This window comes from Candidatus Pantoea soli (assembly GCF_007833795.1).
GTDB classification, from domain to species: Bacteria; Pseudomonadota; Gammaproteobacteria; order Enterobacterales; family Enterobacteriaceae; genus Pantoea; species Pantoea soli.
On the sequence record NZ_CP032703.1, the window covers coordinates 353,100 to 365,962 of the forward strand.

At 60.1% G+C, this 12,863-nt stretch carries 9 protein-coding genes; 3 read left to right on the top strand and 6 right to left on the bottom strand.

Features of this window, described 5'->3' with window-relative positions; all coding sequences use genetic code 11:
• Positions 1 to 101: 101 nt before the first annotated feature.
• The 6 genes from D8B20_RS19000 to D8B20_RS19025 all read right to left on the bottom strand — a co-directional run bounded on the left by D8B20_RS19000 (position 102) and on the right by D8B20_RS19025 (position 9,067).
• Positions 102 to 1,160: an ATP-binding protein gene (locus tag D8B20_RS19000; RefSeq protein ID WP_145891229.1), complete on the bottom strand. Its 1,059-nt coding sequence runs from the start codon at positions 1,158 to 1,160 to the stop codon at positions 102 to 104.
• The gene (locus D8B20_RS19005) at positions 1,157 to 1,852 is read right to left on the bottom strand and encodes a response regulator (protein WP_145891232.1); all 696 of its coding nucleotides are present in this window, start codon (positions 1,850 to 1,852) and stop codon (positions 1,157 to 1,159) included. The genes D8B20_RS19000 and D8B20_RS19005 overlap by 4 nt, the downstream gene beginning before the upstream one ends.
• 49 nt (positions 1,853 to 1,901) lie before the next feature.
• Positions 1,902 to 5,015: a multidrug efflux RND transporter permease subunit gene (locus D8B20_RS19010; protein ID WP_145891234.1), complete on the bottom strand. Its 3,114-nt coding sequence runs from the start codon at positions 5,013 to 5,015 to the stop codon at positions 1,902 to 1,904.
• Between the two features lie 2 nt (positions 5,016 to 5,017).
• On the bottom strand, positions 5,018 to 6,169 hold the full coding sequence (locus tag D8B20_RS19015) for an efflux RND transporter periplasmic adaptor subunit (RefSeq protein WP_145891236.1): 1,152 nt from the start codon (positions 6,167 to 6,169) through the stop codon (positions 5,018 to 5,020).
• A 136-nt stretch (positions 6,170 to 6,305) separates the two neighbouring features.
• On the bottom strand, positions 6,306 to 7,502 hold the full coding sequence (locus D8B20_RS19020) for a cupin domain-containing protein (RefSeq protein ID WP_145891633.1): 1,197 nt from the start codon (positions 7,500 to 7,502) through the stop codon (positions 6,306 to 6,308).
• A 371-nt stretch (positions 7,503 to 7,873) separates the two neighbouring features.
• Positions 7,874 to 9,067 (bottom strand): FAD-dependent oxidoreductase, encoded by a 1,194-nt coding sequence (locus D8B20_RS19025; RefSeq protein ID WP_145891238.1) that lies wholly within the window; start codon positions 9,065 to 9,067, stop codon positions 7,874 to 7,876.
• 258 nt (positions 9,068 to 9,325) lie between these two features.
• Here D8B20_RS19025 and D8B20_RS19030 point away from each other — a divergent pair, with 258 nt between their 5' ends.
• The 3 genes from D8B20_RS19030 (at position 9,326) to D8B20_RS19040 (ending at position 12,732) form a co-directional block, all read left to right on the top strand.
• Positions 9,326 to 11,653, top strand: coding sequence for an FdhF/YdeP family oxidoreductase (locus D8B20_RS19030; RefSeq protein WP_145891240.1), 2,328 nt, complete (start codon positions 9,326 to 9,328; stop codon positions 11,651 to 11,653).
• Positions 11,654 to 12,164: 511 nt separating this feature from the next.
• Positions 12,165 to 12,404, top strand: a complete 240-nt coding sequence (gene ycgZ / locus D8B20_RS19035) for a regulatory protein YcgZ (protein WP_145891242.1) — start codon at positions 12,165 to 12,167, stop codon at positions 12,402 to 12,404.
• A gap of 37 nt (positions 12,405 to 12,441) precedes the next feature.
• Positions 12,442 to 12,732 carry a hypothetical protein gene (locus tag D8B20_RS19040; protein ID WP_145891244.1) on the top strand — a complete coding sequence of 97 codons (291 nt, stop codon included), beginning with the start codon at positions 12,442 to 12,444 and terminating at the stop codon, positions 12,730 to 12,732.
• Positions 12,733 to 12,863 lie beyond the last annotated feature (131 nt).

Genomic DNA, 12,863 nt, shown 5'->3' on the forward strand with positions numbered 1-12,863 from the left:
GCTGTCCGCATCCGGCACGCTGACAATGCTGTCAGCCGCGGCCGGCTGAGAGCACTGCCGCACGTTCTGATTGCACGGCCATGCGTCTGCCTGGCCGTGCGTCAGGCGGCGTCCGGCAGCCACAAAGTAAAACGCGTACCGTGCAGGGTGCCGGGCGTGCAGCGCACCTCGCCGCCGTGCGCCAGCACAATTGCGCGCACCACCGCCAGCCCCAGACCGCTGCCCCCCCGCTGGCGCGAGCGCGAATCATCGCCACGCACAAAGGCATCCCAGATTGTCGCAGCAACCTCCGGACTGATGCCCGGCCCTTCATCTTCTACGCTGATCGTGACGCCCTGCTGCTGCTCGCGGCAACTGATGACCACCACGCCGCTTACCGCGTAGCGTCTGGCATTCTCCAGCAGTGCCAGCATGGCCTGACGCAGGCGCGCCGCGTCACAGCAGAGCTGTGCCGGATGGAGATCCAGCACCAGCGAATGCTGGCTGGCTTTGAAATCGGCCTCCATCAGTGCCGCAATGGCCGCCATCTCCTGCGGCACGTCAATCGTGCTCCTGCTCAGCCGCAGGTGCCCACTTTGCGCCAGGCTGAGGGTTCGCAGGTCATCAATCAGGTGTGACAGGCCGTCCGTCTGTTTCACCAGATTGACAAACAGCTGCTGTTCCGGCGGAAAAATGCCGTCCGCCAGCCCCTGTAAACGTCCACGCAGAATGGTCACCGGCGTACGTAATTCATGCGCTATCGCCGCGTTCCAGGTGCGGATATCACGCGAGGCGTTCTCCAGCCGCGCCGCCATCTGATTAAAGTCATCCACCAGCGCACTCATTTCGGCCAGCGGTTTTTCCCCCTGCTGCGCGCGGGCGCTGAGATCGCCGTCGGCCACCTGGCGGGCGCTGACGGTCAGCGACTGCAGGGGAAACAAAATCTTGCGGACAAACCCTGCCGCGGTCAGCACCGACACCAGCACGGTCAGCAACGTGGAAATGATCAACTGGACCCAGTCGGCGGTATCAAACGCAAATTCATCGCCCACCGGGTGGCCGCTCCTGAACGTGGTGTAGAAAACCCAAGCAAAGAAGGTGCCGAAGGAGATCACAAACGAGTAAAGCGTCACCTTCAGGATCAGCCAGTTCAGCTGATGTTTAATGCTGTGCAGTTTCACGTCCCGCTCCCCAGCCGATAGCCAAATCCGCGCACGTTCTGCAGCAGGCCGGTTGTGCCCGCCTCTTCCAGCTTGCGGCGCAGCTTGCTGATGTGGCTGTCCACGGTGCGCGGCAGGGTTTCTCCTTCCGGCAGGCAGGCTTCCAGCAGCTCATCGCGGCTGAACACGCGGTCCGGCGCGCGCGCCAGATGCGCCAGCAGCCGGAATTCTGTCATCGTCAGGCGCGGCGCAATGTTGACGTTAGCGGGGCGGACGATGGCACGGTGATGTAGCAGGCTGATATCGACGCTGGCGCTGAATATCATATCCTCTGCGGGCAGCGCGGGCTGAACGCGGCGTAACACGGCCTGCACGCGTGCCACCACTTCGGCTGGATTGAACGGTTTCACCACGTAGTCATCCGCGCCAAAGCGCAGCGCGGAGAGTTTATCAATGTCATCATCGTTGGCGGTCAGCATAATCACCGGGGTGTTGCCGCTGCGCCGCAGCTCCGCCAGCACCTGCCAGCCATCTTTTTCCGGCATGCGGATATCCAGCAGCACCAGCTGCGGATGCGCCCGGGTATACTGCGCCAGCGCCAGCGTGCCGTTTTCCGCGTGCAGCGTACGAAAGCCGGCCTTTTCCAGATAAGCCATCAGGATGGCGGCGATATCCGCATCATCTTCAGCAATTAATATCAGTGCGTTACACATGGGCCAGTCTCAGTAAGCGAAAGGGTGTCTGCTGCATGCCGGCGGCCGGTCAGTCCGACGGCTGCGCCGGCTGGCGACGCAGCAGCCGCGCACGCAGCCGCATCACCACGACAAAAAACAGCGGCACGAAGATCAGGGAAAATAGCGTGGCGCTGAGGATACCACCAAAGACGCCGGTCCCGATGGCCCGCTGCGTTTCGCTGCTGGCTCCGCTGGCCAGTAACAGCGGCACCACGCCCAGGCCAAACGCCAGCGAGGTCATCACGATTGGCCGCAGCCGCAGCCGTGCTGCTGTCAGCGCCGCACGGGTTGCGCTCTCGCCTTTATCATGCAGCTGGCGGGCAAACTCAATGATCAGAATCGCATTTTTGGCCGACAGGCCTGTCACGGTGATCAACCCCACTTTAAAGAACACATCACCCGGCATGTCACGCAGCAGCACAGCGGTGACCGCGCCCAGCAGGCCGGCCGGCACCGCCAGCATCACCGTCAGCGGAATAACCCAGCTCTCGTACAGGGCCGCCAGCACCAGAAATACCACCAGCAGCGACAGCGCCATCAGCATCGGTGCCTGCGCCGCCGCCTCCCGCTCCTGCAGCGACTGTCCGGTCCAGGCCAGCGCAAAGCCGGGTGGCAGTTGCTGCGCCAGCCGCATCATCTCGTTCATCGCCTCGCCGCTGGCGACACCGGGCGCGGCGCTGCCCGACAGACGCACCGCCGGATAGCCCTGATAGCGCACCTGCTGCAGCGGTGCGTCATACCATAGCGGCTGCACAAAGGTTTTCAGCGCCACCATATTATTATCATTGTTACGCACGTACAGATTCAGGATGTCATCCATCTGCATCCGGTCTTTGGCATCAGCCTGAATAATCACCTGCTGCATGCGTCCCTGATTGGGAAAATCATTCACGTACAGTGACCCCATCGCCGCACTCAGGGTGTCGCTGATGGCAGCAAACGAGACGCCCATCGCCTGTGCCTTTTCGCGATCAATCTCCAGCCGCACGCTGCTGCCTGCCGGTAATCCTTCAGCATACACCTGAGTGACCTTGTCACTTTTCGCCGCCAGCTGCAGCAGCTGCGCCTGGGCCGCCAGCAGGGCTTTTTCGCCCTGGTTTGCGCGATCTTCCAGCCGCAGGGTAAAGCCGGAGGACGTGCCCAGATCCTCGATCGGCGGTGGCAGCAGGCTCATGATGCTGCCCTCCTGCACGTCGGCCATCGCCTGTTCTGCAAACGCCACTTCCTGTGCGGTGGTGGCGTCACCGCGCTGCGCCCAGGGCTTCAGGACACTAAAGGCCAGCGCGGTATTGGCACCGGAGCCGGAAAAGCCAAAGCCGATGATGGTCTGGCTGGTGGCGATAGCGGGTCGGGTTGCCATAGCCTGCTCATATTTTTCCACCACTGCCAGCGTGCGCTGTTGCGTCGCATCCGCGGGCAGCTGAAACGCGGTCATAAAATAGCCCTGATCCTCATCCGGCAGAAAACTGGAAGCAAGCTGGCTGAACGCCAGCCACAACGCCACGCAGAGCGCGAGAAACGCCACCAGCATGCGGCCGCTACGTGTAATGCTGTAGCTGACCCAGCCCTGATAGCGCTCGGTCAGCCGGGCAACGCCGCGGTTAAAGGCGGCAAATACGCCCTGGCTGGCGTGGGCCGGCGGAATGGCGCTGAGCAGCGTGGCGCACAGTGCAGGCGTCAGGGTCAGTGCCAGCAGGCCGGAGAACAGAATGGCGGTCGCCATCGAAAAGGCAAACTGACGGTAGATCACCCCAACCGAGCCACTGGCGAAGCCCATCGGGATAAAGACAGCCGTCAGCACCAGCGTGATGCCAATGATCGCGCTGGTGATTTCACGCATTGCCCGCTGCGTTGCCGCCCGCGGGCCCAACTGCTCTTCGCGCATAATACGCTCAACGTTTTCTACGACCACGATGGCGTCATCGACGATGATGCCGATTGCCAGCACCATGCCAGACAGGGTCAATACGTTGACGGAGAAGCCAGTGAGCAACATCACGGATAATGTGCCCAACAAGGCAATCGGCGCGACAATCGCCGGGATAAGGGTGTAGCGAATGTTCTGCAGAAACAGATACATCACTAAAAACACCAGCACCATGGCTTCCAGCAGGGTGTGAATAACCTTTCCGATGGAGATCTTTACGAACGGCGCCGTATTGAAAGGCACCGCGTAACGGATATCCGCCGGCATTGATGGACTGAGTTCATGCAGGCGCGCCAGTACCGCCTCCGCTGTCTTTACCGCATTGGCACCAGGTGCCAGCTGCACCGCGGCCCCGGTCGAGTTTTGCCCGTTTTCCCGCATCCTGAAACTGTAGGTCTGCGCGCCGAACGCCACGCGCGCCACGTCGCCCAGTGTCACCTTCGCGCCGTCACTGCTGGCACGCAGCACAATCGCGGCGAAGGCTTCCGGCGTGCTCAGCTGCCCTTCCACGGTGAGCGGAATCGACACCTGCTGTCCCGGCTGCGCCGGCTCGTCGCCCAGACGTCCGGGCGCAATCTGCACGTTTTGCTGACTGATGGCGGCAGACAAATCATTCATCGTCAGGTTGTAAGCCACCAGTTTTGCCGGATCGACCCAGATGCGCATCGCCCGCTCTGCGCCAAACAGTTGTACCCTGCCCACGCCATCGATGCGGCGCAGCTCATCGATCACATTGCGCGCCATGTAATCGCTGAGGGCTTCGCTGCTGGTTTTGCCCGTCTGAGACGTCAGGCTGACAATCATCAGAAAGCCCGAGCCGGCCGCTTCCACCTGTAAACCATTTTGCCGTACCGTTTGTGGCAGGCGCGGTTCAATGGCTTTGATGCGGTTCTGGATATCTACCTGCGCCAGTTCTGTATCGGTACCGGGTTTGAAGGTGGCCGTAATGGTCGCCTGCCCGGAGGTATCCGTGGACGATTCAAAATAGAGCAGATTTTTTACGCCCGACAATTCGCGCTCAATCAGCCCGACCACCGCCTCGTTCAGGGTCTGCGGTGACGCGCCCGGATAGCTGGCGTAGAGTGAAATCGCCGGCGGCGCAACGGATGGATAGCGCTCAACCGGCAGCTGCGGAATGGCCAGCGCGCCGAAGAGTACGATAAACAGCGCCAGCACCCAGGCAAACACCGGTCTCTGAATAAAGAACTGCGCCATGGTTATTCTCCCTGCGCCGCAGCAGACCGGCGGGCGCTGGCCTCCACCGCGGTCACTTTCATGCCGTCACGCAGCCGCTCCATCCCCTGCGTAACCACCTGCGCACCGGCTGTCAGCCCGTGCAGGATGCGATAGTGCCCGTGGATGACATCGCCGGCCGTCACCGGCACGCGCTTCACCTGCTGCCCTTCCAGCAGCCATACGGCAGCGCGCTCCGCTTCCCGTACTACCGCCTGCTGCGGCACCAGCAGCGCCGCTTCGTCACGCTGCCGCGGGACTTCGACGCGCACGAACATGCCCGGCAGCAGCTCACGCTGCGGATTAGCGATCGCCACGCGCAGCAGGACTTCGCCGGTGCCGCTGTCGACAGAAATACCGGAAAAAAGCACTCTGCCGGACTGGCTGTACAGACTACCGTCCGCACGTCGCACCCGTACCGGCAGCGCGTCGCTGTGGTCATCTCCGGCAAACTGCGTACGCAGCCGGTCGACCATCCCGGCGGGCTGGCGCACATCGATATAGAGTGGATCAACCTGATAAATGCGGGCCAGCGGCGTGCTGTCGCTGGCGGTGACGTAGGCGCCTTCGGACACCAGCGTCTGATCGATACGTCCGGCAATCGGGGCATCCACCGTGGCATAGTTAAGATCGAGCTGTTTACGTGCCAGCGTGGCCCGCGCCTGCGCCACGTCCGCCGCCGCCTGTTTTTCCGTGGACAGCGCGTCGTCAAACGTCTGCCGGCTGATGGCCTGGGTTTGCAGCAGCGAACGCAGACGGCCGCTCAGCTGATGGGCTTTTTCCCATACCGCCCGGGCACGCAGCAGTGCCGCCTGTGCGCTCTCTACCTCTGCCTGGAACGGGGCTGGATTGATACGGAACAGCGGGCTTCCCTGCCGGACTTCGGTGCCCTGTTCAAACAGTCGTTGCTGAATTATCCCGCTGACCTGCGGGCGGATCTCCGCAACCCGCAGCGGGGCAACGCGACCCGGCAGCGTATCGTGGAGGGTGACAGGTTGTGGTTGTACCGTCATAACGGTGACCTGCGGCGGCGGCGCAGGCGGTGGCGTCACCGGCGGCGGGCGGTCACACCCCGCCAGCAGCGCAGCGCACGCCAGCAGTCGCGCATAGCGCAGCGTGGTATTGCAATCAGGCATCTGCGTAATCTCATCGCAAAAGGAAAAAGCCAGTTCAGCGCAGAGCGTAACAGCAGGGTGTTGGGTAAAGGTCGAGGTTATGTTGCGATTGTGTGGAGAGACGAAAAAAGTGCGCAGGCGGGCTGCGCACGCGACACTATTTCACGATGGGCTGTTTGTTCTGCTGCAGGGCATGCATAAAGGTATCATCAAGCCGCAGATGCTGACGCACCAGCGCCGGCGGCGTGTTTGCCAGCCACTGGTTTAGCGAAATATCCGCGTAGTAATCGCTTTTAAACAGTTCTAAAAAGCGCAGCGGTGTGTCACCGGTGTTTTCAATGTAGTGCCCCATGGCAAAGGGCACATAGCCAACATCCCCGGCGCGGAAATCAAAGGTGCGCGCCTGACCGGAAGAGGCAAACACGCCCATGCGTCCCTGCCCTTCGAGATAGTATTGCCACTCATCGTTGTTGGGATGCCAGTGCAGTTCGCGCATCGCGCCGGGTTGCAATTCAACCAGTGCGGCAGCGATGGTTTTGGAGATCGGGAAGTTGCCGGAATCCGTGATGCGCACAGTGCCACCCGGCAGGCTGACGGGCGTTTGCGCCAGCATGTTGTGTGAGAAGACCTGTGCGGATTTTTTGCCGCCTTGCACGGCAGCCGCCGCTGCGCCCTCGGGTGCCTGGCCGGCAAAAATGTACTCCTCTGCGGGCGAAGGCAAGGTGTTAAAGGTCGCAGCGGGCACGCCAAAGTTTTTAGCCAGCACTTCCGGCGGGACGTGACGGAACCAGTCGCTGAGCAGGAAGGTGCTGTCCTCGTCGAAATTGCCGTTATCAAACGCCAGCAGAAATTCACAGCCGTCCGGTCCCAGCCCCTGAATAGAGTGCGGTACACCGGGCGGGAAGTACCATAAATCCCCCACGCCGACATCATCAACAAACCAGCCGCCCTGCGTATCCAGCGCGGTGATCCGCGCCTTGCCGTACAACATATAGGCCCACTCGCCCTCTTTGTGCCAGTGCAGCTCACGGATACCGCCGTTATCCAGCCGCATATCGACGCCGGCAATGGTTGTGGAGATACCCAGCTCGCGCTGCGTGACCTGCCGCGTCCAGCCACCGCTGCCTTTACGCACATGCGCATCGCTGAAGGAGAAGCGCAGATTAGGCAGCGTGCCGCTGTCTGTGGCGGGCGGATCAACCAGGTCCGGATTGATCGCTTCCCGCACGGGATCGTGCGGGCCAGGATCGCGCGGATGATCAGGATTATTTGCAGGATAGGTCGCCACCTTGCCGTCGTGCGCGTGGACCTTACCCGCCGCCAGCGCGACGGTGCCACCCGCGGCAAAAGCCATAAAGTGTCTGCGGGAAAGATTATCCAGTTTCATATCAGCTGTTTTCCTCATTTTTATGATCTCATCAGAGCGTCTTAATCCTGGTAAAAACGGAGAAAAACTGAATAATGAGTCACAGCTAAAATTAATCGAAATTTTTAATCGCTGATGGCAAACTAATCTGCCTTTTAATCAGCAGGTTGCCTGCTGTTGACGTACGGTTGATATTGGCCGGTGGTTAAACAGCGAAAAGCGCACGCAGGGGTTAAAACGCAGCGCAATTTAATAAGATTTATTAATGATAAATTGCGCTGCAGGTTAACTAAATGTTACAAATCACCGTCCTCTGTCACACCTGCTCAGCCAGCGCGACACGACAGGTGCGGGTGCGTTCAGGCATCGGGCAGGCGCGGGCGTTCCGGGCGGAAGCCCAGCCCGATTAACCTGCCGAACAGGTGCCGCAGAAAGGGATAGCGGCTGATGAACCGGGGCACTTTGCCCGGCGTGCTGCGCTTGCGCTTGCCGCTGCTCATCTTGATCTGCAGGAACTGCGTCGCCACCGTCGGAAACTGCCGGCGTTTTTGCACTTTTTGCAAATCCCGTAGCGTCAGCGTGCCCCTGCGCAGCGGCAGCGCGAGATAATTAGCCGCCGCTACCGCATCCTGAATCGCCAGGTTCACCCCTACGCCGCCAATCGGCGACATCGCATGCGCGGCGTCGCCAATGCACAGCACGCCGGGCCGGGCCCAGCTTTTCAGCCGGTCAATCCGAATCGACAGCAGCTTCAGCTGTTCCCAGCTCTCCAGCTGCGCCATCCGGGCGACGCTAAAGGGCGCCGTCTGCGCCATGGTGGCCTTCAGGGCTGCCAGCCCTTCCTGCTGCAGCGCCGCAAACTGCCCTTTGCTGATGGTGTAGCCACATTGCCAGTAATGCCCGCGGTCAATCACGATGAAATTCTGCCCCGGCCCTTTATGCCCCATGCCCAGCGCCGGATCGTCAGGCTGTTTATCCAGCTGAAACCAGATCACATCACGCGGTGCGCCAAAGGCATCGCTTTGCAGCCCGGCCTTTTCGCGCACTCGTGAATTGCGGCCATCGGCACCCACCACCAGCGGCGAGTGGATCAGCTGCCCCTGCAGCGTTTTGACGCCGGTGATCGTCCCGTCCTGCCAGAGGAAATCGTCAAAATCGGTGGATTGCAGCAGCGTAAAGCCGGGATAGCGGGCGGCCTCGGCGGCGAGGAAGGTAAGAAAATCCCACTGCGGCATAAAGGCGATAAAGCGGCAGCGCACCGGCAGGCGGGAAAAATCGGCCATCGTAATATCCTGACCGCCCACTTCGGCCTGCAGCTTTTCCGCACGCTGATGCGGCAGCTGCAGCAGGGCGTCCAGCAGCCCCAGCTCGGCCATGATCTCCAGCGTGGAGGGATGAATGGTGTCACCGCGAAAATCGCGCAGGAAATCAGGGTGTTTTTCAATGACGGTGACGCGCAGACCGGCACGCGCCAGCAAATAGCCCAGCATCAGGCCGGCCGGGCCTGCGCCCACGATACAACAGTCAGCGGTTAGCGCCTGTGGAACCTGCATAAAAACCTCATTCCAGCCTCTTTGATGATAATTGTTATCATTTATAGCGCATTCGCGGCGGCGCGGATAGGCATAAACAGGCCACGGCGGCGTGACCGGCATACCCCGTTTCGCTTCGCGCCATCAACCGGTGGTTTAGCCGCAGCGCAGCAACATTCTGTAAACATTAATCTTACGACTTTGTCGCCCCTGCCTTGCGCCACCGCCAGCCTGACCCAGGCTAAAAGGAGACAATTACTGCATTAACGGTAGGGTGAAATGAAACAGGAAAATCGTAATATTGGCATTGCGCCGTATGGTGGCTCCGCTGGCGGCTGGGGCGCCCTCAAGGCCGTAGCCGATGCGTTACGTCGTCAGATGTCACTGAAACAGGATGTGATCGCGCTGTTTAAAGTTAACCAGCCGCAGGGGTTTGACTGTCCGGGCTGCGCGTGGCCCGATCCGCAACACACCTCTTCGTTTGAATTCTGCGAAAACGGCGCCAAGGCGGTTTCATGGGAAGCCACCAGCAAACGTACCACGCCGGAATTTTTTGCCGCCCATACCGTAAGCGAACTGTGGCAGCGCAGTGCCTTTGAGCTGGAAGGCGAAGGCCGGCTCACGCATCCGATGAAATACGATGCCGACAGTGATACTTATAAGCCGGTTTCCTGGGAAACGGCGCTGACAGAAATCGGTGCGCGGCTGCGCAGCTATGACGATCCCAACAGCGTGGAGTTTTACACCTCCGGTCGCGCCTCCAACGAAGCGGCGTTTTTATGGCAGCTGTTCGCGCGCGAATACGGTACCAATAATTTCCCGGACTGCTCCAATATGTGCCACGAACCTACCAGCGTCGGCCTGCCGCAGTCTATTGGTGTCGGCAAAGGCACGGTCGAGCTGGAAGATTTCGATCACTGTGACCTGGTGCTGTGCATCGGACACAATCCTGGCACCAACCATCCGCGGATGCTGGCAACGCTGCGCGACGTTTCCAAACGCGGCGCGCATATTGTCGCGATTAACCCGCTGCGTGAACGTGGCCTTGAGCGCTTTACCTCACCGCAAAGCCCGATTGAAATGCTTTCGATGAGCTCCACCCCGCTGGCATCCACCTACTATAAAGTGCGCGTCGGCGGTGACGCCGCCATGCTGAAAGGCGTGATGAAAACGCTGCTGTCGCTGCACGACCAGGCCGTAGCCGCCGGGGAACCGCCGGTGCTGGATGAGACGTTTATCCGCGAACACACGGAGGGCTTTGAGGCGTTAAAGCAGGATCTGGATAATACCGACTGGGACCACATTCTGAAGGTTTCCGGCATGGATCTGGCTGAAATTCAGAACATTGCCCGCCTGTATGCCAACGCGCAAAACACCATTATCTGTTATGGCATGGGCATTACCCAGCATCAGTACGGCACGCAGAATGTGCAGCAGATTGCCAACCTGCTGCTGCTGCGTGGCAACATCGGCAGGCGCGGCGCCGGCATCTGCCCGCTGCGCGGCCACTCGAATGTTCAGGGCGATCGCACCGTTGGCATTACCGAGATTCCGTCACAGACGCTGCTCGACAGTATTGAAAAGGTGTTTGGATTTAAACCGCCGCAGCAGCACGGGCACGGCGCGGTGGCCGCCATTCAGGCGATTCAGCAGGGCACATCGCAGGCGCTGTTATGCCTGGGCGGTAATCTTGCTGAGGCGATGTCCGATCCGCAGGCGACCTTTGCCGCCATGCGTAAGCTGGACCTGGTAGTGCATATGGCCACCAAGCTGAACCGCTCGCATTTGCTGATGGCAAAGCACAGCTATCTGCTGCCGGTGCTTGGACGTACCGAAGTGGATCAGCAGGCGTCGGGTGAGCAGAGCGTCACAGTGGAAGACTCTATGTCGATGGTGCATGCCTCACGCGGCACGCTGCCCCCGGCCTCACCGCACCTTAAATCGGAACCGGCGTTGGTGGCCGGGCTGGCGAAAGCCACGCTGCCAGACAGCCGCGTAGACTGGGATAAAATGGTCAGCGATTACAGTTTCATTCGTGATGCCATCGAAGCGGTGTTCCCGGCATTTGAAAACTTTAACCAGCGCGTCATGCAGCCCGGCGGCTTCCGTTTGTACAACGCAGCGTCGGAACGCGTCTGGCTGACCCCTTCCGGTCGGGCGCAGTTCAAAGTGATGCAGGGTATCAATGAAGATCCGCGCTCGTTACGCTGTCACGATCTGGTGCTGACCACCCTGCGCAGCCACGATCAGTACAACACCACGCTGTATGGCCTGAACGATCGCTATCGCGGCATCAGCGGCCGGCGCGACGTGCTGTTTATCTCGGCGGATGAAGCAGAAAAGCGCCAGCTGCGCGTGGGCGATACGGTCAATATGATTGCGCTGGATCCGGAGGGGCAACGCACTGCGCGGCGGCTGGATAACCTGACGGTGGTCATTTATGACATGGCGCCGGGTTCAGTCGCTGCTTATTACCCGGAAGCCAACGTGATGGTGCCGCTGGACAGTCACGATACCGAAAGCGGCATCCCTGCCTATAAAAGTATTCCGGTGGTCCTGGAAGCTTCAGCGGCCACGCAGGCAGACAGCAGCGGCGCGCTGCGCTAGCCACCCGCCTGCCCGCCTTGCCGCGGCGCAGGCGCTGTTTTACCCGGCTGCAGGCCTGCGTGTTGACGGCCTGTACGCTCGCCGCGCTGGTCTCAGGCTCCGTTATGCCCTGCCTGATTGCTTCCCTTCTCTTACCGCCTGCCTGATAGCGGATGTCAGTCAGGCGGTCTGTTCACTGCGTGACTGACAGGCTGCGCCGCTTCCCGCTTTGCTGTAAGGCGTCCGCGATGCCGCGCGGCCGTCTCCCGCCGCACCCCTGCACTTTTCAGCCCGCTGGCAGACACCAGACGCCGCGTCTGCACAACTATGTTGTACAACTTTTCCCACGCTTCGCTTTTTAGCAGCCGTATCAGCAAGTTAAAAAAGCGTATCGTAACCCGCTGTAAATGCTCAGTTAGCATCTTTTGCAAAAAAATCAATAGCAGCCCCCGCCGTTATTCCTGTACAGATACACCATCTTTGTATAAGTTTAGTGAAGCCGACATTACTTCTACTCAACGAGGACTGAACCATGCGTCAGGACCGGAATCCATCAGCACCATCTGCTGCAATCGCGCGCTATTTCAACCAGGCATCACTGCCTTCCCAGCAGGAAACCTTAGGGCAGTTGGTGGTTGAAATATTACGCGACAATCGCACGTTAAATCGCAAATCACTGTGCAATAAGCTGATTTCACGTTTACAGCAGGCGCAAAGCGCCCAGGAAGAGCTTCATTATCAGGAACTGATTGGCCTGTTGTTTATCAGCTGAATGCATGCCAGACATCACGCAGCTACTGAGAGTCTCTATGTACCGAAGTGAAGATGAACGGCTAACCGATATTGTTATGGGTGATGCCGTATTACAGCTACTGAAACAAGCCGGTCCGGTGACAGCAACCGCCCTGCTCGATAAACTGCACACACTGGCAGGCCAGGAAACCGATCCGGCCCGCCAGCGCGCGTTTCAGCGGGCGATTGAAGAAGTCACGAATAGCAAAAAAGCACCTGCCGGTGAGGCGGTTGCACTGAAAGACACCCACAACGTCACGCATATTTTTCGCAACCGCGAAAACCCGGGTAAAAAAACCCGTCATTAGCCGCTGTCTTTCCCGCGCCCGCCCTGTTCCGGCTTGTTGCCTGAATGTGCTTCGCCCCTGCTGCGCCGGGCGCGCGATGTCCTGCTCCGTTTCCAGCCTGCGCCGGATACCTGCCCTTCGCTGACCCATTG

What these genes read in the sequence shown, in the direction of transcription:
- D8B20_RS19005 (WP_145891232.1), bottom strand. Translation starts at nt 1,852, where the DNA reads ATGTGTAACGCACTGATATTAATTGCTGAAGATGATGCGGATATCGCC.
- D8B20_RS19010 (WP_145891234.1), bottom strand. Translation starts at nt 5,015, where the DNA reads ATGGCGCAGTTCTTTATTCAGAGACCGGTGTTTGCCTGGGTGCTGGCG.
- D8B20_RS19015 (WP_145891236.1), bottom strand. Translation starts at nt 6,169, where the DNA reads ATGCCTGATTGCAATACCACGCTGCGCTATGCGCGACTGCTGGCGTGC.
- D8B20_RS19020 (WP_145891633.1), bottom strand. Translation starts at nt 7,502, where the DNA reads ATGGCTTTTGCCGCGGGTGGCACCGTCGCGCTGGCGGCGGGTAAGGTC.
- D8B20_RS19025 (WP_145891238.1), bottom strand. Translation starts at nt 9,067, where the DNA reads ATGCAGGTTCCACAGGCGCTAACCGCTGACTGTTGTATCGTGGGCGCA.
- D8B20_RS19030 (WP_145891240.1), top strand. Translation starts at nt 9,326, where the DNA reads ATGAAACAGGAAAATCGTAATATTGGCATTGCGCCGTATGGTGGCTCC.
- ycgZ (WP_145891242.1), top strand. Translation starts at nt 12,165, where the DNA reads ATGCGTCAGGACCGGAATCCATCAGCACCATCTGCTGCAATCGCGCGC.
- D8B20_RS19040 (WP_145891244.1), top strand. Translation starts at nt 12,442, where the DNA reads ATGTACCGAAGTGAAGATGAACGGCTAACCGATATTGTTATGGGTGAT.